This is a genomic window from Modestobacter sp. SYSU DS0290, from assembly GCF_054050955.1.
Genome location: NZ_JBJHAI010000011.1, coordinates 16,026 through 34,135, shown reverse-complemented (window position 1 = coordinate 34,135; position 18,110 = coordinate 16,026). Strand labels below are relative to the sequence as shown.

At 76.5% G+C, this 18,110-nt stretch carries 19 protein-coding genes; 13 read left to right on the top strand and 6 right to left on the bottom strand.

The window, feature by feature from the left end; translation table 11 throughout:
- Positions 1–6: 6 nt before the first annotated feature.
- Genes ACI795_RS11265 through ACI795_RS11255 form a run of 3 tightly spaced genes read left to right on the top strand, consistent with a single transcriptional unit; the run spans position 7 to position 1,603 of the window.
- Positions 7–657: a class I SAM-dependent methyltransferase gene (locus ACI795_RS11265; RefSeq protein ID WP_457075586.1), complete on the top strand. Its 651-nt coding sequence runs from the start codon at positions 7–9 to the stop codon at positions 655–657.
- Positions 654–1,229, top strand: a complete 576-nt coding sequence (locus ACI795_RS11260; RefSeq protein ID WP_457075585.1) for a hypothetical protein — start codon at positions 654–656, stop codon at positions 1,227–1,229. The genes ACI795_RS11265 and ACI795_RS11260 overlap by 4 nt, the downstream gene beginning before the upstream one ends.
- Positions 1,226–1,603: a DUF4267 domain-containing protein gene (locus ACI795_RS11255; protein WP_457075584.1), complete on the top strand. Its 378-nt coding sequence runs from the start codon at positions 1,226–1,228 to the stop codon at positions 1,601–1,603. The genes ACI795_RS11260 and ACI795_RS11255 overlap by 4 nt, the downstream gene beginning before the upstream one ends.
- A 17-nt stretch (positions 1,604–1,620) precedes the next feature.
- Here ACI795_RS11255 and ACI795_RS11250 read toward each other — a convergent pair whose 3' ends face one another.
- Both ACI795_RS11250 and ACI795_RS11245 read right to left on the bottom strand, forming a co-directional pair.
- Positions 1,621–1,800, bottom strand: a complete 180-nt coding sequence (locus ACI795_RS11250) for a hypothetical protein (RefSeq protein WP_457075583.1) — start codon at positions 1,798–1,800, stop codon at positions 1,621–1,623.
- On the bottom strand, positions 1,797–1,949 hold the full coding sequence (locus ACI795_RS11245) for a hypothetical protein (protein WP_457075582.1): 153 nt from the start codon (positions 1,947–1,949) through the stop codon (positions 1,797–1,799). The genes ACI795_RS11250 and ACI795_RS11245 overlap by 4 nt, the downstream gene beginning before the upstream one ends.
- Positions 1,950–2,023: 74 nt before the next feature.
- Here ACI795_RS11245 and ACI795_RS11240 point away from each other — a divergent pair, with 74 nt between their 5' ends.
- On the top strand, positions 2,024–3,673 hold the full coding sequence (locus tag ACI795_RS11240) for a bifunctional 3'-5' exonuclease/DNA polymerase (protein ID WP_457075581.1): 1,650 nt from the start codon (positions 2,024–2,026) through the stop codon (positions 3,671–3,673).
- A gap of 65 nt (positions 3,674–3,738) precedes the next feature.
- On the opposite strand, the gene ACI795_RS11235 is transcribed toward ACI795_RS11240, so the two are convergent.
- Positions 3,739–3,957, bottom strand: a complete 219-nt coding sequence (locus ACI795_RS11235) for a hypothetical protein (protein WP_457075580.1) — start codon at positions 3,955–3,957, stop codon at positions 3,739–3,741.
- Between the two features lie 235 nt (positions 3,958–4,192).
- Between ACI795_RS11235 and ACI795_RS11230 the strand changes: the two genes are divergently transcribed.
- Together ACI795_RS11230 and ACI795_RS11225 are read left to right on the top strand one after the other, a co-directional pair.
- Positions 4,193–5,296 carry a glycosyltransferase gene (locus ACI795_RS11230; protein ID WP_457075579.1) on the top strand — a complete coding sequence of 368 codons (1,104 nt, stop codon included), beginning with the start codon at positions 4,193–4,195 and terminating at the stop codon, positions 5,294–5,296.
- Positions 5,293–6,021: an SGNH/GDSL hydrolase family protein gene (locus ACI795_RS11225; RefSeq protein WP_457075578.1), complete on the top strand. Its 729-nt coding sequence runs from the start codon at positions 5,293–5,295 to the stop codon at positions 6,019–6,021. Before ACI795_RS11230 ends, ACI795_RS11225 begins: the two co-directional genes overlap by 4 nt.
- On the opposite strand, the gene ACI795_RS11220 is transcribed toward ACI795_RS11225, so the two are convergent.
- Positions 5,998–6,978 (bottom strand): patatin-like phospholipase family protein, encoded by a 981-nt coding sequence (locus ACI795_RS11220; RefSeq protein WP_457075577.1) that lies wholly within the window; start codon positions 6,976–6,978, stop codon positions 5,998–6,000. The two genes, ACI795_RS11225 and ACI795_RS11220, sit on opposite strands and share 24 nt — an antisense overlap.
- A 185-nt stretch (positions 6,979–7,163) precedes the next feature.
- Between ACI795_RS11220 and ACI795_RS11215 the strand changes: the two genes are divergently transcribed.
- Genes ACI795_RS11215 through ACI795_RS11200 form a run of 4 tightly spaced genes read left to right on the top strand, consistent with a single transcriptional unit; the run spans position 7,164 to position 12,178 of the window.
- Positions 7,164–9,632 (top strand): molybdopterin oxidoreductase family protein, encoded by a 2,469-nt coding sequence (locus ACI795_RS11215; protein ID WP_457075576.1) that lies wholly within the window; start codon positions 7,164–7,166, stop codon positions 9,630–9,632.
- Positions 9,629–10,111 (top strand): hypothetical protein, encoded by a 483-nt coding sequence (locus ACI795_RS11210; protein ID WP_457075575.1) that lies wholly within the window; start codon positions 9,629–9,631, stop codon positions 10,109–10,111. Before ACI795_RS11215 ends, ACI795_RS11210 begins: the two co-directional genes overlap by 4 nt.
- Positions 10,111–10,794, top strand: coding sequence for a GPR1/FUN34/YaaH family transporter (locus tag ACI795_RS11205; RefSeq protein WP_457075574.1), 684 nt, complete (start codon positions 10,111–10,113; stop codon positions 10,792–10,794). Before ACI795_RS11210 ends, ACI795_RS11205 begins: the two co-directional genes overlap by 1 nt.
- A gap of 31 nt (positions 10,795–10,825) precedes the next feature.
- Positions 10,826–12,178 (top strand): DUF2254 domain-containing protein, encoded by a 1,353-nt coding sequence (locus ACI795_RS11200; RefSeq protein ID WP_457075573.1) that lies wholly within the window; start codon positions 10,826–10,828, stop codon positions 12,176–12,178.
- A gap of 29 nt (positions 12,179–12,207) precedes the next feature.
- Here the strand turns inward: ACI795_RS11200 and ACI795_RS11195 are convergent, their stop codons facing one another.
- The gene (locus ACI795_RS11195) at positions 12,208–12,813 is read right to left on the bottom strand and encodes a copper chaperone PCu(A)C (RefSeq protein WP_457075572.1); all 606 of its coding nucleotides are present in this window, start codon (positions 12,811–12,813) and stop codon (positions 12,208–12,210) included.
- Between the two features lie 159 nt (positions 12,814–12,972).
- Here ACI795_RS11195 and ACI795_RS11190 point away from each other — a divergent pair, with 159 nt between their 5' ends.
- Positions 12,973–14,523, top strand: coding sequence for an LLM class flavin-dependent oxidoreductase (locus tag ACI795_RS11190; RefSeq protein ID WP_457075571.1), 1,551 nt, complete (start codon positions 12,973–12,975; stop codon positions 14,521–14,523).
- 325 nt (positions 14,524–14,848) lie between these two features.
- The gene (locus ACI795_RS11185) at positions 14,849–15,697 is read left to right on the top strand and encodes a hypothetical protein (protein ID WP_457075570.1); all 849 of its coding nucleotides are present in this window, start codon (positions 14,849–14,851) and stop codon (positions 15,695–15,697) included.
- Positions 15,698–15,913: 216 nt separating this feature from the next.
- On the opposite strand, the gene ACI795_RS11180 is transcribed toward ACI795_RS11185, so the two are convergent.
- Positions 15,914–16,207, bottom strand: coding sequence for a hypothetical protein (locus tag ACI795_RS11180; RefSeq protein ID WP_457075569.1), 294 nt, complete (start codon positions 16,205–16,207; stop codon positions 15,914–15,916).
- Positions 16,208–16,335: 128 nt separating this feature from the next.
- On the opposite strand from ACI795_RS11180, the gene ACI795_RS11175 reads away from it, so the two are divergent.
- Positions 16,336–18,084: a DUF2207 domain-containing protein gene (locus tag ACI795_RS11175; RefSeq protein ID WP_457075568.1), complete on the top strand. Its 1,749-nt coding sequence runs from the start codon at positions 16,336–16,338 to the stop codon at positions 18,082–18,084.
- Positions 18,085–18,110: the final 26 nt, after the last annotated feature.

Genomic DNA, 18,110 nt, shown 5'->3' with positions numbered 1-18,110 from the left:
CGGGGCGTGTCCGACATCCCTGCCGCCACCCCCTCCCGCGCCCCGGGGGTGCCGCCGACCCTGGTCGACGGCACCCGGTTGTGGGTCGACGCCCGGCTGCGGGCCCTCGTGCAGCGCCGCGCGGAGGCGGCGATCCTCCACCGGCTGGGCGGGGACGTGCCCGGTGGCCGGGCGCTGGAGCTGGGCACCGGCCGGCGCGGCACCGGCCTGCGGCTGGCGGTGGAGCGCTTCGGCGCCGAGCACGTCACCGGCATCGAGCTCTTCCCGGCCTCGGTGGAGGCCTCCCGCACGGCGACCCGCGACCTCGGCGACCGGGTCACCGTGCAGCAGGGCGACGCCACCGCGCTGACCCTGGACGACGCCTCGGTCGACGCGGTGTTCGGCTGGCACGTGCTGCACCACGTCGGTCCGTGGCGCGACGTCGTCCGGGAGGCGGCCCGGGTGCTGCGCCCCGGCGGACGGCTGTACTCCTGCGAGATGACCGCCCGGTTCATCGACAGCCGGCCGCTGCGGGCGGTCGCCCGGCACCCGGCCGACGGCGACCGGCCCACCCCGGAGGGGATCGCGAGCGCGTGCCGGGACGCCGGTCTCACCGTCCTCGCGCAGGAGACGAAGCTGGCCGGCTGCTGGACCGGGCTGGTCGCGGCCCGGTCGTGAGGGATCCGGACGCCCGCCCCGGCGCCACGCTGGGCGCCGCGCTGCGGCTGCTGGCCCGGCGGTGGCGCGCCGCCTACCTGGCGGCGCTGGTCGCGGCCTCGGTGAACGCCGTGCCCGACGTGCTCCGGCAGGTGCTGGTCTGGGACGACCCGCGGTACGCCGCCGCCCTCGCGGTCGACGTCGTCGGCTTCAGCACCGCGTTGATCGCGCAGCTGTGGGTGACCGGCGCGGTCGCCGGGCTGCCGGACGGCGGCCCGCTGCGGCTGGGCGGGGCGCTGGGCCGGGGCACGCGGACGGCGCTGGCCGCCGTCCGGCGGGCCCCGCTGACGGTGCTGGCCGGGGTGGTCGCCGGCGGTGCGGTCTCCGCGCTGCTCACCGTGCCGGCCTCGGTGGCCGCCCTCGGCCTGGACCGGGTGATCGGGCCGCTGGACTCCCCGGGGGTCGTCCCCTTCGCCGTCGCCACGGTCAGCGACTGGGTGGCCAGCACCGCCACCCTGCCGTTCCTGGCGGTCGTGCTGGTGCTCGTGGGCACCGGTTGGTCGGCAGCCCGACCGGGCACCAGCCGGACATGACTCGCGACTGGGACCTGACCCGCAAGACCATCGGCTCGCTGTCGGTGTGGCTCGGCACCGGTGCGCTGTTCGCGCCGCGAGCGATCACCGCCGTGCTCGGCGTCCGGGAGCAGGCCGCACGGGGCGACGTCGCGCTGCCGCTGCTGGTGCGCCTGATCGCGGCGCGGAACATCGCCATGGGCGCGGCGCTGCTGGTCACCCCCGCGCCGCAGGCCCGCCGGACGACGGAGGTGACCCTGCTGCTCACCGCGCTGGACGCGGCCGCCGTGCTGGTCGCCCGCCGGGGCCGGGACGTCGCCGACCGCAGCGCGGCGCTGTCGCTGGTCGTGCTGTCGCTCGCGGCGGCCGGCGCGGTGCGCTGGCACCGGAGCTGACCGCCCCCGACGCGGGGTCAGGCGGGCACGCCGTCGGGGTCGTCCGGGCCCTCGGGGTCGACGGTGGGTTCGACCGGCAGGTCGGGCTCCGGCGGGGCCGGCGGCAGGTCGTCCGGGGTGTCCGGCAGCAGCGGACCCGGGTCGTCCGGCACCGGCGCGTCCGGGTCCAGCGGCGGGTACTCCGGGTCGGCGGTCACAGCAGCCGGTCCAGGTCGTCGGGGCCCGGGCCGGTGCCGCCGGAGTCGCGGAGCGGAGAGGTCTCGGGCAGGTCGTCGTCCGGCGGCTCGGTCGCCACCGGACCCTCGGCGTAGAGGGTGTCGGGGTCCCTCGGGTCGATCTCGGTCATCCGCCTGCCCTACCCGCCCGGCCCGCGCTGACGCACCTCGCGCCGACGTGGGCCCCCTCGGCGACACTGCGGGGGTGGAGCGGGTCCTGCTGGTGCGGCGGGGTGGCGACGTCGTCGAGGCGCTGACCCCCGCCGGGGACGAGGTGTCGGCCACCCGGTTGCCGGCCGCGGAGCTGCCCTGCTTCGTGGCGGAGCGGGGCGAGTCGGTCCGCTGGACCTGGGACGACACCACGCGCTGGTACCCGGCGCTGCTGGAGGCCGGGGTGCGGGTGGCGCGCTGCACCGACCTGCGGCTGTGCCACGCCCTGCTGCGCCGGTCGCCGTTCGTCGACCAGGCACTGCTGGCCGGCCCGGACACCGCCGGCTGGGACGCCCTGCAGCCCGTCGTCGCCGCCGACCCCGCGCTCTTCCCCCTCGCCGACCCTGCCGACGCCCTCGACCCGGTCGCCGAGACCGCGCGCCAGCAGGCCGCCCTGGCCGCCTCGCCGCACCGCGGCCGGCTCGGTCTGCTGCTGGCCGCCGAGTCCTCCGGCGCGCTCGTCGCCGCGGAGATGACGCACGCCGGCCTGCCCTGGCGCAGCGACCTGCACGAGCAGCTGCTCACCGACCTGCTCGGGCCCCGGCCGCCGGGCGGCCGGCGCCCGGAGGTGCTGGAGCGGCTGGCCGGCCGGATCCGGGCCGCCCTGCGGGCGCCGGAGCTGAACCCGGACTCCCCGGGTGCCCTGCTCCGGGCTCTGCAGGCCGCGGGGCTCGCGGTCGAGGACACCCGCTCCTGGACGCTGGAGCAGCTCGACCACCCCGCCGTCCCGCCGGTGCTCGAGTACAAGAAGCTGTCCCGGCTGCTGGCCGCCAACGGCTGGAACTGGCTGGACACCTGGGTCCGCGACGGCCGGTTCCGCTCGGTCTTCGTCCCCGGCGGCGTGGTCACCGGTCGGTGGGCGTCCAACGGCGGCGGCGCGCTGTCGGTGCCCACCCAGGTGCGCCCCGCCGCGGTCGCCGACGAGGGGTGGCGCCTGGTCGTCGCCGACGTCGCCCAGCTGGAGCCGCGGGTGCTGGCCGGGATGAGCCGGGACGCCGCGATGGCCGAGGCGGCGCGCTCGGCGGACCTGTACGCCGGCATGGTCGCCAACGGCACGGTGGCCACCCGCGCCGAGGCGAAGGTCGGCATGCTCGGGGCGATGTACGGCGGCACCCGCGGTGAGAGTGGGCGGATGATGCCGCGGCTGACCCGCCGCTACCCGCGGGCGATCGGGCTGGTCGAGGAGGCCGCCCGGGCGGGGGAGCGCGGCGAGGTGGTGCACACCCTGCTCGGCCGCGGCGCGCCGCTGCCCGCCGGTTCCTGGGCTGACCGGGCCGCCGACCCGGGGGAGCCGCCGGAGTCGGCAGGGTCGCGCGAGGACACCGACCGGCGCCGCCGCGCGTGGGGCCGGTTCACCCGCAACTTCGTCGTGCAGGGCACCGGCGCGGAGTGGGCGCTGTGCTGGCTGGCCGACCTGCGCAACCGGCTCTGGCGGCTGGGGGAGGGCGCCCTGACCGACCGCCCGCACCTGGTCTTCTTCCTGCACGACGAGGTGCTGGTGCACACCCCGGCGCAGCACGCCGACGACGTCGTCGCCGCGGTGCGGGCCTCGGCGGCGGAGGCCGGCCGCCTGCTGTTCGGGGACTTCCCGGTCGACTTCCCGCTCGACATCGCCGTCGTCGCGTCCTGGGCGGACGCGGACTGAGCCGGGGACGGAGCCGGCCCCGCGGCCGGTGACCGCGGGGCCCGCTCACGTCCGCGGCGATCCGGTCAGGCCAGATCCTCGTTGTGCGGCTCGATGCTCGCCGAGGGGTCCACGCCCTCGTCCGCGGCAGGCTGCACGCGGCCCTCGCCGGGCTGGGAACCGCTGCCGGCCGCGGTGTTGCGCGAGGACCGCTCCGGGTCGGTGACGTCGGTGGTGGTCGGCGCCTGGCCGATCCGCTTGGCCGCCTCGCCCGTGCCGGTCTCCTCGATCTCGTGCTCGCTCACGTGTCCTCCGTCCATGGATGCGGTCAGCTGCGTCCGGAGTCCTACCCGGGGCGCCGCCGACCACGCACCGATCGCGCACCCCGACCGGTTCCGAGGTCGACGGCCGGGCACGGCGAGTTCGCCCGGAGTTCAGCCGCACGCGCGCGTGCACGGTGGGACACGGCGCCTGCGCCGGGCAGGCTCGGCCCATGTCCGGCGCACCGACCGCGGGGGCGGTCCGCGGGAGGGCCGCGGGTTGAGGGTCCTGCAGGCGGCCAACTTCGTCTCGGCCACCTCCGGCGGGCTGCGCACCGCCCTCGACCACCTGGCCGAGGGGTACGCGGCGGCCGGTCACGAGGTGGTGCAGCTGGTGCCCGGTCCAGCGGACGCCGTCATCCGCACGAGCTGGGGCCGGCGGATCGTGCTGCGTGCCCCCGCCCTGGTCGTGGCGCCGGGGTACCGCGCCCTGCTCGGCCGCCGGCGCGTGCGGGCCGTCGTGGCGGAGCTGGCCCCGGACCTCGTCGAGGTGCACGACCGCGCCACCCTGCGCTGGTTGGGTCGCTGGGCGCGTGCCGCGGGCGTACCCGCGCTGACCGTCAGCCACGAGCGGCTCGACCGGTGGGTCCGGCAGTGGACCGGGCTGCCCGGTGCGGCGGTGGCCGACCGTGCCAACGCCGCCCTGGCCCGCGACTTCGACGCCGTCGTGTGCACGACCGAGTGGGCTGCCGAGGAGTTCCGCCGGATCGGCACGCCGCACCTGGCCGTCGTCCCGCTGGGCGTGGACACCGGCACGTTCGCCGCCCGCACCGGGGAGCGGCCCGAACCGACGGAGGAGGTGCAGCTGGTGATGGCCAGCCGGCTGTCCTGGGAGAAGCGCCCGGACCTGGCGGTGGCGGCGCTGCGCGAGCTCCGGCGCCGGGGAGTGCCGGCCCGGCTGGTCGTGGCGGGGGACGGGCCGCTGCTCCGGCCGCTGCAGGCGGCCACCCGGGGCCTGCCGGTCGAGTGGCTCGGGTTCGTCCGGGGCCGGGACCGGCTGGCGCAGGTGCTGGCCGACGCCGACGTCGCGCTGGCCCCCGGTCCCGTCGAGACCTTCGGCCTGGCCGCCCTGGAGGCGCTGGCGTGCGGCACCCCGGTGGTCGCCGCGTCCCGCTCGGCGCTGCCGTCGGTCCTCGGTCCGCGGGCCGGTCGTGCCGCGGCGGGCACCGGGGCGGCCTTCGCCGACGCGGTGCAGGACCTGACCCGGATCCCGGAGGGGGAACGGCGCCGGGCAGCCCGCGCCCGGGCCGAGGAGTACTCCTGGGCCGCGACGGTGGACGGGTTCCTGGCCGTGCACGCGTCTGCGCGGCGGGTGCGGTCATGACGCTCCTGGCCGCGCTGGGCGACAGCCTCTCCTGCGGGGAGGGCGTCGGCCTGCGCATCGAGCCGGAGTGCACCTGGGTGGGCCTGGTGTGCGCCGCGCTGCCGGGCGCGCGGCTCGTACCGCTGGCCACCGCCGGGGCCCGGGTGGCCGACGTCCGCGACCGGCAGCTGCCCCGGGTGCCCGGCGAGCTGGACCTGGCCACGGTGCTGGTGGGGCTCAACGACGTGGCCCGCGCCGGCTTCGACCCCGCGGCGGTGCGCGCCGGCCTGCTCGACGTCGTCACGGCCCTGCGGGCGCGGCGGGCCGAGGTGCTGCTCGGCCGGCTGCACGACCCGGCTGCGGTGCTGCGCGTCCCCGGGCCGGTGGCTCGCGCGGTCCGGGAGCGGACCGCGGTGGTCAACGCCGCGGTCGACACCGCGGCCGGGCTGCCCGGGGTGCACGTCGTCGACCTGGGCGCCGTGCCCGCGCTGGCCGGCACCGCCGGCTGGGCGGCCGACCGGGTGCATCCCAGCCGGGCCGGGCACCGCGGACTGGCCGCCGCGGCGGCCGAGGTGCTGCGCACGGCCGGGTGGACGCCGGACCGGGTGGCCGCGCCGGAGCCCGGCGGTGGCCCCACGGCCGGCGAGCGGGTCCGGTGGGCGCTCAGACACGGCCTGCCCTACGCCGTGGGGCACGCCCGGGAGCTGGGCGGCCCGGTCGCCTCAGCGGTCCTGCGCCGCGGCTGAACTCGGTGCCGGGCGGCCGGTCAGCCAGCGCGCGGCTGCGGTCCGGCCGGCCTGCAGCAGCTCGGCGGTGCGTCGGACGTCGCGCGGCCCGGTGGGCAGGGTCGCCAGCAGCCCGCCGGCCCACGCGTCGGCGACGTGCGGGAGGACCTCCACCCGCGGGTCGTCCAGCGCCTCGCGGACGGCGGCCCGGTTGGCCGCCGCCCGGGCCACGGTGAACGACTGCAGCACGGTGTCGAGCGCGCCGAACGCGCCCTCCACCGGGGCGACGTAGGCGCCACGACCGTCGGCCACCGGCAGGCCGCAGGCCAGCGCGGGCGCGACCTCGGAGGCGGCCGCGCAGACGTCCACCCGGCCGGTCACCGGGGCGAGCCCGCAGTCGAGGACCAGCACGCGGTCGTCCGGGCCGGCGACCGCCAGGGCGCCGGAGACGGGGACGCCGTCGACGATGCCGCCGTCGACGTGCAAGTGGCCGTCGGGCAGCCGGACCGGCCGGAACAGCCCGGGCAGTGCGGAGCTGGCCACCAGGGCGTCGCCCACCGCACCGGCGGCGTGCCGGGCGGCCGTGCCGCAGTCCAGGCAGGTGGTGGTGACCGTGACCGGCACCGACAGCTCGGCCAGGTCGTGTGCCGGCACGTGGGCGGCGATCATCCGGCGCAGCGGCCGGTCGTCCAGGAGCGCGCCACCGCGGCGCAGCGAGCGAGCCAGCCCGGCGGCGCGGGACCGCCAGCCCGGGCGGAGCACCCCGGTCAGGAGGGGGTCGCACCACAGCTCCGCGAGCTCGTCGGCGCGACCGGCATCGGGTCGTACGGCGAGGAAGGCGGCGTTGATCGCGCCGACGGAGGCGCCGTGCAGGTGGTCGACCTCGATCCCGGCGCCCAGGAGCGCCTGCAGCGCGCCGGCCTGGAACGCCCCGAGCGCGGCGCCGCCGCCGAGGACGACGTGGGTGCGCTGCGGCACGCGTGACCTCCTCCGGTGCGGGTGGACGGTCGACGGTACGCGCGCGCCGGGCCACCCCGGGGTGGCCCGCCGGGAGCGGACGGTTGGCGATGTCATCGAAATGCCATGTGCCGGGCGTGTGCTCTGCGGATGGGCCGGGAACGGGCTGTTGCGGACGACCACGCCGAACGAGCTGGAGGCTCCCGATGTCGCGGATCGACCGCATCGCCGAACCATGGGGCACGCGCACCCCGTACGGGCCGGGCGAGGACTGGCCGGTGCGGGTGGACACCCACCTGGCCGAGGGGGTCGCGGAGAGCGACGTCGACCGGTGGGTGCAGTCGGCGACGATCCTGCACTCCAACGGCGACGGGCTGGACATCGCGGTCAAGGACGGCGAGATCGTCGGCGTCCGGGGCCGTGCCGAGGACCGGGTCAACCACGGCCGGCTGGGCCCCAAGGACCTGTTCGGGTGGCAGGCGAACAAGTCACCGGACCGGTTGACCAGGCCGCTGATCCGGCGCGACGGCGAGCTGGTGGAGACCGACTGGGCCACCGCGATGGACGCGGTGGCCGGCCGCGCCAAGGAGCTGCTCGAGGAGCAGGGCCCCAGCGCGATCAGCTTCTACACGACCGGGCAGCTGTTCCTCGAGGAGTACTACACCCTCGGCCTGATCGCGCACGGCGGCATCGGCACCAACCACGTCGACGGCAACACCCGGCTCTGCACCGCCACCGCGGCCGCGGCGCTGAAGGAGTCCTTCGGCAGTGACGGGCAGCCGGGCTCGTACACCGACATCGACCACGCCGACGTCCTCGCGCTCTTCGGCCACAACATGGCCGAGACCCAGACCGTGCTGTGGACCCGGATCCTGGACCGGCTGGCCGGCCCGAACCCGCCGCAGGTGATCTGCGTCGACCCGCGCGAGACGCCGGTCGCCCGGGCGGCGACGGTGCACCTGGCGCCGCGGCCGGGCACCAACGTGATGCTGATGAACGCCCTGCTGCACGAGGTCATCGCCAACGGCTGGGTGGACGAGGAGTACGTCCAGGCGCACGCCGTGGGCTTCGCCGAGCTGCAGAAGCGGGTCGCCGACTACCCGCCGGAGGTCGCGGCCGAGGTGTGCGACGTCCCGGTCGAGCAGATCCGCGAGGCGGCCCGCATCCTGGGCACCGCCGAACGGCTGATGTCCAGCGTCCTGCAGGGCTTCTACCAGTCCCACCAGGCGTCCGCTGCGGCCACGCAGGTCAACAACCTGCACATCATCCGGGGCATGCTCGGCAGGCCCGGCTGCGGCCTGCTGCAGATGAACGGCCAGCCGACGGCGCAGAACACCCGGGAGTGCGGCGCCGACGGCGACCTGCCGGCCTTCCGCAACTGGTCCAACGAGGAGCACGTGAAGGACCTCGCAAAGGTCTGGAACCTCGACCCGATGCAGATCCCGCACTACTCGCCGCCCACGCACGCCATGCAGATGTTCCGGTACGCCGAGGAGGGCTCCATCCGGTTCATGTGGGTGCAGGCCACCAACCCGGCCGTCTCGCTGCCGGAGCTGGGCCGGATCCGCGAGGTCCTGGCCCAGGAGCGGCTGTTCCTCGTCGTCCAGGACATCTTCCTGTCCGAGACCGCCCAGCTCGCCGACGTCGTGCTCCCCGCCGCCACCTGGGGCGAGAAGACCGGCACCTTCACCAACGTCGACCGCACCGTGCACCTCTCGGACAAGGCGGTCGAGCCGCCGGGCGAGGCGCGGCCGGACCTGGACATCTTCATCGACTTCTCCCGCCGGATGGACCTGCGCGACAAGGACGGCCAGCCGCTGGTGAAGTGGGACGACCCGGAGGGGGCGTTCGAGGGCTGGAAGGAGTGCACCCGCGGCCGGCCGTGCGACTACACCGGCCTGAGCTACGACAAGCTCCGCGGGAGCAGCGGCATCCAGTGGCCGTGCAACGACGAGCACCCCGACGGCACCGAGCACATCTACGTCGACGGGCAGTTCTGGGCCGCCCCCGACTACTGCGAGAGCTACGGCCGGGACCTGGTCACCGGTGCACCGGTGTCGCAGACCGAGTACCGGGCGCTCAACCCGCACGGCAAGGCGGTGCTCAAGGCGGCCGAGTACCTGCCGCCCCACGAGATCGTGAGCCAGGACTTCCCCTTCCAGCTGATCACCGGCCGCACGCTGTACCACTTCCACACCCGGACGAAGACCGCCCGGGCCCCACAGCTGCAGAAGGCGGCGCCGGAGGTCTGGGTGGAGCTGTCGGCCAGCGACGCCGCCGACCGCGGCTGGAGCGAGGGCGACCTGCTGGAGATCAGCACCCCGCGCGGCCGGGTCGAGGCCCGGCTGCGGATCAGCGGCATCCGCCCCGGGGTGGCGTTCCTGCCCTTCCACTACGGCTACTGGGACGCACCCTCCGGGCACCAGCCGGACGGCGAGCGCGGCCGGGCCGCCAACGAGCTGACCATCACCGACTGGGACCCGGTCTCCAAGCAGCCGCTGTTCAAGTCCGCCGCTGCCCGGGTCGAGCGGCTCGAGAAGAGCGTCGGCCGTCCCTCGGTGGCCCCGACCACGACCGGATCGCGCCCGGTGACGGGCGACGTCCCGCCGACCGTGGGCGGCGCCGCCGCCGAGAGCACCGAACAGTTCGCGACCGTCACCGGAGGTGCACGATGAAGCTCGGCCTCGCCATCGAGGAGCTCCACCGCTCGGAGAACCACCTCGCCGGGGCGCTGCTGGCCGCCTCGGACCGGCACAAGACCGACCACGAGGTCTTCTACGTGGCCCGCGACATCGCCCGCTGGTCGCAGGACCACGTGCAGGCGCTCGCCGCGATCGGGCAGGACTACGACGTGCAGCTGGACCCCGAGCCGGAGGGCGACCCCAGCCTGCTCGCCACCCTCCGTCAGCGGGCGTCGGATGCGGTGGGCCGGCGGCCGGAGCCGGGGATGCTGCTGCTCGCCGACCTGCGGCACATCCACCGCGAGGCCGCCGGGGTGTCGCTGGACTGGGAGCTGCTCGCCCAGGCCGCCCAAGGGGCCAGGAAGCCCGAACTGCTCCAGCTGGCCCAGCGGTGCCACCCGGAGACGCTGCGGCAGATGCGCTGGGCCAACGCGAAGCTCAAGGAGTCCGCGACCCAGGCCCTGGTCAGCTGATGCCCGACCAGCACCTCGAGGCGGCTCCGCCGTCGACCCGGGTGGTCCTCCGCCCGCTGGCCACCCCGCTGCCGCTGGGGTTCCTGGCCCTCGCCCTGGCCACCACGGTGTTCAGCGCCGTCCAGCTGGGCTGGGTCGACCCGGACCAGGGGCGGATCGCCGCGATCACGGCGCTGGCGGCCACCCTGCCGCTGCAGCTGCTCGCCTCGGTCCTCGGGTTCCTCAGCCGCGACCCGGTCGCCGCCACCGGCATGGGCATCCTCAGCGGCACCTGGGCGGTCGCCGGCTTCACCACGCTGACGCTGCCGCCGGGCAGCACCAGCTCCGGGCTGGGCGTGTTGCTGTTCGTCGCCGGGCTGGCCATGCTCGTCCCGGCGGCGACGGCGGTCAGCAGCAAGGTGATGCCGGCGCTGGTGATGGCGGTCGCCGCAACCCGGTTCGTGACGACAGGCGTCTACGAGATGACCGGGTCGTCGGACTGGAAGGCGGTCGCCGGGTGGGTGGGCATCGCGCTGGCGGCGGTGGCGTTCTACACCGCCCTGGCGCTGGAGCTGGAGGGCGCGCACGAGAGGACGGTGCTGCCGGTCGGCCGGCGCGGTGCCGGCCGCTCGGCGATGGACGGGCAGGGGTCGCTGGACCCGGGTGCCCTGGCCGCGGAGGCCGGCGTCCGGCCGCAGTTGTGACCCCGGCCGCCGGCGCACCCGGGCACGGCCGGTGAGCGGGTTGAGCGACAGCCCGCTCGGGAACCTGGCCGACCGGGTGCGGGGGTCGCTGTGGCCCATCCCGTTCATCGGGATCCTGGTCGCCGTCGGCCTGGGCATCCTGCTGCCCACGGTCGACGGCTGGCTCGCCTTCGGCGACCACCCGCTGACCTTCGCCTTCGGCGGCGGGCCCGCCGCCGCCCGGGACCTGCTCTCGGCGATCGCCGGTTCGCTGATCTCGGTGACCGGGCTGGTCTTCTCCCTGACCGTGCTGGCGCTGCAGCTGAGCAGCAGCCAGTACTCACCGCGGCTGCTGCAGACGTTCGTCACCGACCGGGTCGTCCAGCTGACGCTCGCCCAGCTGGTGCTCACCTTCGTCTACGCCCTCACCGTGCTCCGCAGTGTGCGGACGGCGGACGCCACGACGGGCGAGTCGGCGTTCGTGCCACGGCTGTCCATCGCCCTGGCGTTCCTGCTGACCCTGGGCAGCGTCGTGGCGCTGGTGCTCTTCATCGGCCACCTGGCCTCGGTGCTCCGGGTCGAGACGATGCTCCGCGACGTCCACGACGAGTCCAGCAGCACGATCGCCCGGGAGCTGGGCGCGGGGAAGGAGCGCGGCCCGGCGGACACCGGGGGCGACAGCCCTGCGCGCGGCCGGGAGGTGCTGCTCACCGCCCGGTCCAGCGGCTTCCTGGTGGGGGTCGACGCCCGGGCGGCGGTGGCCGCCGCGACCGAGGCCGGCGCGGTCGTGGAGCTCGAGGTGCGGATGGGCGACTCGGTCGTGGAGGGCACGCCGGTGGCCCGGGCCCGGCTCGAACCCGGCGCGGACCCCGACGTCGAGGCGCTCACCGGCCGGCTGGACGACGCGCTCCGGCTGCACTTCGAGCGGTCGGCCAGCCGCGACGTCGCCTACGGCCTGCGCAAGGTCATCGACATCGCGCTACGGGCGCTCTCCCCGGGGATCAACGACCCGACGACGGCGGTGCACGCGCTGTCCCACGCCTCGGCCCTGCTGGGTCAGCTCGCGGTGCACCCGGCCGACGAGCGGGTCTTCCGGGACGAGGCGGGGGTCGTGCGGGTCGTCGTGCCGCCGTGGGACCTGCCGGCCCTGCTGCAGCTGGGCCTGGAGGAGCCGCTGCACTTCGCCGACGGCCAGCCCGCCGTGCTGCGCCGGATGGCCGGCCTGCTGCGCGAGGTCGCGTGGCGGGCCCGCGGCCGCGGCGTCGACGACCTGGTGCTCGGTTACGCCGACGCCGTCGCGGAGAGCGCGCGGCGGTCGACCCAGGTGCCCGAGGCGGAGACCCGGGCGTGGTGTGAACGGGTGGAGCAGGCCCTCGCCGGGGAGTGGCCCGCCGGTCGGCGCTGACCGGCGGGCGCCACCCCGGCCGTCGCGGCTCAGCCCTCCGAGGGCGTCTCGCCCGAGGGGTCCTCGTCCGGGTCCGGGAAGTCGTAGGTCGGCAGCGGGTCCTGGTCCTCCGCGGAGACCATCGCCTCGATGGTGACCTCGCCGGCCCGCTCGAAGGTGAAGGTCACCGGGATCGACTGCGACGAGCGCAGCTGGGTCTGCAGGTCGACCAGGGTGATCGCCGGCATCCCCTCCGCCCCGACGTAGACGTTGTCGTTGGCGTCGACCTGCAGCGAGATGTCGTCGCCGCCGGCGCTGCCGTCCGGGCCCGTGATCCGGGCGTCGGCGAAGTCGGGACCGCTCACGTCGACGAGGGTGTCGGCCTCGGTGCCGTCGTTCGCGATGCCCAGGAAGAGGGTGGCGTCCTCGCCCTCCTCGTAGACGCCGTCCAGCGGGTACTCCAGCTGCACCTGCAGCAGCGTGATGTTCTCGCTGGCGTCCTCGTCGGGGCCGACGGCGCCACCGGTGACCTCCAGCGACGAGGTCTCCCGGGGTGCGTCGTCGTCGTTCCCGCAGCCGGCGGCACCCAGCAGGGCGACGGCTGCGGCAGCGGCCGTGAGCGCTCGGCCCCGGGGTGCGCGGTTGGTGATGTGCACGGTCAGGTCTCACTCCTCCGGTCGGGAACGGCCGGTCCGGCCGTCCACGGGACTCGCCGTTCACTACCCGGACCTGCCCCGGTGAGAGCTCCCGCCCCCGATCCGTGAGCGGAATGTCATGCGTGCTGGCCAGGCGGGGCGGCGTGCGAGAGTCGGCCGGTGAGCGACCCCGGCCAGCCGCTGTCCTTCGGCGCCTTCCTGACCCCCGCCAACGCCGAGCCCGACCGCACCGTCGCCCTGGCCGTGCTGGCCGAACAGGTGGGGCTGGACCTGGTCACGTTCTCCGACCACCCGTACCAGCCCGCCTTCCTCGACACCTGGACGCTGCTCAGCTTCGTGGCGGCACGGACCAGCGCCGTCCGGCTGGCGGCGAACGTCACCAACCTGCCGCTGCGCCCCCCTGCGGTGCTGGCCCGGAGCGTGGCCGGCCTCGACCTGCTCAGCGGTGGCCGGGTGGAGCTCGGGCTGGGCGCCGGCGCCTTCTGGGACGCGATCGAGGCGATGGGCGGGCGCAGGCTCTCCGGCGGGCAGGCGGTGCAGGCGCTGGAGGAGGCGATCGAGGTGGTCCGCCAGACCTGGGACACCGGCGCGCGGGGCGGCGTGCGGGTGGAGGGGGAGTTCCACCGGGTGGTCGGTGCGAAGCGCGGTCCGGCGCCCGCGCACGACGTCGGCATCTGGCTGGGCGCCTACAAGCCGCGGATGCTCGCCCTCACCGGCCGCCGGGCCGACGGCTGGCTGCCGTCGCTGAGCTACCTGCAGCCCGGCGACCTGGCGCGTGGCAACGCGGTCATCGACGAGGCCGCCGTCGCGGCCGGCCGGTCGCCGGCGGACGTGCGCCGGCTGCTCAACGTCACCGGCACCTTCACCGCCACCGGTCGCGGACCGCTGCAGGGGCCCGCCGGACAGTGGGCCGAGGAGCTCGCCGAGCTCGCGCTGGAGCACCGGATCGGCACCTTCGTGCTGGGCAGCGACGACCCCGACGACCTGCGCCGGTTCGCCGCCGAGGTGGCGCCCGGAGTCCGGGAGCTGGTGGCCGCCGAGGGCCCCGGGCTCGACGACGAGACCCCCGCGGTCGCCGAGCCGGCGGCCCCGTCCGCGGTGGTGGGGGAGGCGGGGTTCCCCGTCGTCCCAACGCCCGACGACGGGACCCGGCGCAGCGACCGGCAGGTGTGGGACGAGTCGACCCGTCCCTCCGGCCCGGCGCCCACCCCGGGGCGCAGCTACACGCCGGACGAGCTGGCCCAGGGACAGCACCTGGTCGCCATCCACGACGGGCTGCGCGCCGAGCTGGCCCAGGTGCAGTCGCTGGTCGACCAGGTGGCCGCCGGCACGATGGACGTGGGGACGGCGCGGTCGCACATCAGCGTGATGACCATGCGGCAGAACAAGTGGACGCTGGGCACCTACTGCGAGGCCTACTGCCGGATCGTGACCACGCACCACACCATCGAGGACCAGTCGATGTTCCCGCACCTGCGCGCCGGTGACCCGCGGCTGGGCCCGGTCATCGACCGGCTGGAGCAGGAGCACTCCGCCATCCACGACGTGCTCGAGGCCGTCGACCGGGCGCTGGTGGAGTTCGTCTCCGCCCCCGACGGGATGGCCGGGCTGCGGGCCGCGGTCGACCTGCTCAGCGACACGTTGCTGTCCCACCTCGCCTACGAGGAGCGGGAGCTGGTCGAGCCGCTCGCCCGGCTCGGCATGCACTGAGCCCGGCGACCGGGCGACCGGGCACGGCGTGGCCCGGGGCGGGACGCCTGTGACGCGAGGGGCGTCACTCGACGAATCTGCCCGACCGGATTGTCACGAACTCACAACACACCTACGGTGGCTGAGTCCGGTCGGCCGTCCCGCTCCTCAGCGGCGGGGTCCGAGCGGGCGCCACCGACGTCCACCCCCGGGGATCCCGGTCCGGTGCGCCCGGTGGCCCGCCGCAGCCCGCGGCGCCCTCCCGGGCGCCGCCGACCGCCGTCTCGGAGCCCTCCTGCTCATGCGCCCCCGTACCACTGCTGCCCGCCGCACCCCGCCCACCGGCATGCGCCGCCCACCGCTCCTCTTGGCGGTCGCCGCCGCCGGCGCCGTCGGGATGAACGTCCTCGCCGGCGCGGAGCCCGCCGCGCACGCGGAGGCCGCACCCACCGAGACGGTCAGCGTCGCCCAGGCGCTCGGCCTGACCGGGTCGGCCCGACCGGTCGACCCCGAGCGCGACCTGGCGCCGCTGCAGGAACTCGCGGCCACCCGCAGCAGCCGCGAGGACGCCCAGGTGGCCGCGCAGCAGGTCCAGGCCGCCGCCGACCAGGCCGAGCTCGACCGCCAGGCCGCCGAGGCCGAGGCGAAGGCCGCAGCGGAGCGGGCCGCCGCGGAGGAGGCGGCGGCGAAGGCTGCCGCCGAGGCCGAGGCCGAGGCCGCGGCGCGGCGGCAGGCCGAACAGGCCGAGCAGGCCGCTCCTCAGCGGGGCCGCGCGGCGGCGGCGGCCGGTGCCACCGCAGCGGCCGGTGCCACCGCGGCGGCCGCGGGCGCGGTCGCACGCATCAGCAACACCGCCGGTGCCGTGCGGCCGGTGGTACAGGCAGCGGCGAACGCGGTCGTCTCCGCCGTCCCCGGTGCCGACCGCATCACCCTCGGCGGCACCCGCGCCAGCGCGACCGACCCCGGTGGCCATCCCTCGGGCCTGGCGCTGGACTACATGGTCATGTCCGACGCCGCCCTCGGCGACGCCATCGTGGCGTACCACCGGGCGCACTGGGCCGAGCTGGGCGTGGACTACCTCATCTGGGAGCAGCGGATGCTCTCCTCGCCGTCGGGCTCCTGGAAGGCGATGGAGAACCGGGGCAGCGCCACGGCCAACCACTTCGACCACGTGCACGTGAACTACCGGGGCTGACCCCGGCCGGCGCAGGGACGTCCGCCCCGGCGCCGCCTGCGGAACGTCCCTGCTCTGGGACCGCCGGCATGGCGGGGCGCGGGGCATGGGCGCCACCGAGCAACTGGTCGGCACCGCTGCGCGCGCTCCGCACCACGGCCTGCCGGTCGGCTGGTGCGCCACGGCGTGAGCGTCCTGCCGCGGCTGGACCAGCGTGGACCCTGGCTGCGCCTGCGGTCAGGGACGCGGGTTCGTCCGAGTCCAGCCGCGTTCGTCCCGGCGGGCGCCCATCCCCGCCCGGCAGCGGCGGCAGACCTCGGCGACGGCATCGGCGTGCCGGCCGGACTCCGGCTGCACATCGGCCCACGCCACGTGCGGGAACCGGCGCAGCCGCGACCGGCTCAGCGACAGGCCGCAGACGGTCTCGTTGCGCCCGGACTGCCAGGCGTGCACCTCACCGGCCGGCCGGCGGATCCCGTCGGGGTCGGTCCACTGGTCCGCGGCGGCGACCGACGCGCTCCCTGTTCCCATGCGGTCCGCCCTACCCACTGCCCGGGCCGCACGCACGGCCCGCCGCGTTGACCGGCCGTCGCTGCGCGGCGATCCTCGGTCGGTTGCAGCTGGCACGGCGATGACAGGGACGGACGGGCGGGGCGCACATGGACGGCACGGGTACACCGCGGGCACTCGCGACGGGCGGGCTGCTCGTCCTCGGGGCAGCGCTGCTGGGCGGCTGCACCAGTGACGGACCGGCGGAGGCGATCCGCTCCTACGACGTGCGGGTCGAGGCGGCCGCCGACGGCACACTCCGGGTCACCGAGGTGATCGACTACGACTTCGGCGACGAGGAGCGGCACGGGATCGAACGGCTCATCCCGGAGCGGCTGCCCTACGAGCAGACCCGCGACCGGCTGCACCCGATCAGCGACGTCAGCGTCGACAGCCCCACCGGCGCCCCGGCGGACACCGAGCTGACCCGCGAGGACGGCGTGCTGACCATCCGGGTCGGCGACGAGGACACCGAGGTCAGCGGTCGGCACACCTACGAGATCGGCTACCGGGTCGCCGGCGTCGCCGACGCCGGCTCCGAGGTCGACGAGCTGCGGTGGAACGCCGTCGGCACCGGCTGGCAGGTGCCCATCGACGACGTGGACGTCCGGGTCACCGGCCCGGGGGGCGCCGCGCCGGTCGAGGCGGACTGCGTCGTCGGCGACCAGGGCTCGCGAACCCCGTGCGAGGCGGCGGTCGAACCCGGCGGCGAACTGCACGCGCAGGCGTCCGGGCTGGAGCCGGAGGAGGGCGTCACCGTCGCGGGGCGCTGGCCGGCGGGCACCTTCGCCGCCGCCGAGCCGCTCCTGGACGACACGTTCAGCCCGGCCCAGGCGTTCCGGGCCACCCCGGCCACCGTGGGTGTCGGCCTCGCCGCGCTGCTGGCCCTGGCCGGCCCGGTGGTGCTGCTCGCCCGGCGCGGCCGCCCACGCGGGCCGTCCGGGCCGGTCCCGCCGCAGCTGACCCCGCCGCAGGACGGGCGGCCCGCCCAGCTGGGCACGGTGCTCGACGGGCACGCCCAGCGGCACGAGGTGACCGCCACCCTGCTGGACCTGGCGATCCGCGGGCACCTGCGGATCGAGGAGACGGGCGGGACCGCGGCCGACGGGAGCGACGGGCCGGCCGACTGGCGGCTGGTGCGGACCGGGACCGACCCGCGGGATCTGCGCGGCTACGAGCGGCTGCTGCTGGACGGCGTCTTCGCCGAGGGCGACGTCGTGACCCTGTCGGAGCTGCAGCCGCGGTTCGGCGGGCTGGACGGCCGGGTGCGCGCCGCCGTCTACGCCGACGTCGTCGAGCTGGGCTGGTTCACCGCCGACCCGGCGGCGGTCCGGCGCCGCTGGTACGGGCGCGGTGCCGCGCTGCTCGCTGCCGGCGTCGTCCTCACGGTCGTGCTCGCGGTGGCCACCACCTGGGCGCTGGCCGGTCTGGGCGTCGTGCTGGCCGGGCTGGTGGTGCTCGCCCTCGCGGGGCGGATGCCGCAGCGGACGGCGGCCGGCGCGGAGGTGCACCAGCAGGTGGTGGCGTTCCGCGAGACCCTGGCCGCGTCGGACGCGCTGGCGCGGGTGGCCGCCGGCCCGGTCGGCGACCTGGCCGGGGACCCCCGGGCCCGCTACCTGCCGCACGCCGTCGCGCTGGGTGTCGCGAAGGAGTTCGCCGGGACGCTGGAGGCGGCCGGTCCGGCACCAGCGCCGGACTGGTACCTGCCGGCGCACGGGGCCGGTTACGTCGGCATGTGGCCGGCCCTGGTGGCCTTCTCCTCGCCGGACAACCCGGTGCTCTCCCCGCCGGTGAGCAGCGGCGCCGGCGCGACGTCGGTGGGCGGGGCGGCCGGTGGAGGTGGCGGCGGCAGCTGGTGACCCGGCCGGACCGCGGGATCGCTCGT

What these genes read in the sequence shown, in the direction of transcription:
- ACI795_RS11175 (WP_457075568.1), top strand. Translation starts at nt 16,336, where the DNA reads ATGGACGGCACGGGTACACCGCGGGCACTCGCGACGGGCGGGCTGCTC.
- ACI795_RS11180 (WP_457075569.1), bottom strand. Translation starts at nt 16,207, where the DNA reads ATGGGAACAGGGAGCGCGTCGGTCGCCGCCGCGGACCAGTGGACCGAC.
- ACI795_RS11245 (WP_457075582.1), bottom strand. Translation starts at nt 1,949, where the DNA reads ATGACCGAGATCGACCCGAGGGACCCCGACACCCTCTACGCCGAGGGT.
- ACI795_RS11255 (WP_457075584.1), top strand. Translation starts at nt 1,226, where the DNA reads ATGACTCGCGACTGGGACCTGACCCGCAAGACCATCGGCTCGCTGTCG.
- ACI795_RS11205 (WP_457075574.1), top strand. Translation starts at nt 10,111, where the DNA reads ATGCCCGACCAGCACCTCGAGGCGGCTCCGCCGTCGACCCGGGTGGTC.
- ACI795_RS11215 (WP_457075576.1), top strand. Translation starts at nt 7,164, where the DNA reads ATGTCGCGGATCGACCGCATCGCCGAACCATGGGGCACGCGCACCCCG.
- ACI795_RS11185 (WP_457075570.1), top strand. Translation starts at nt 14,849, where the DNA reads ATGCGCCGCCCACCGCTCCTCTTGGCGGTCGCCGCCGCCGGCGCCGTC.
- ACI795_RS11225 (WP_457075578.1), top strand. Translation starts at nt 5,293, where the DNA reads ATGACGCTCCTGGCCGCGCTGGGCGACAGCCTCTCCTGCGGGGAGGGC.
- ACI795_RS11210 (WP_457075575.1), top strand. Translation starts at nt 9,629, where the DNA reads ATGAAGCTCGGCCTCGCCATCGAGGAGCTCCACCGCTCGGAGAACCAC.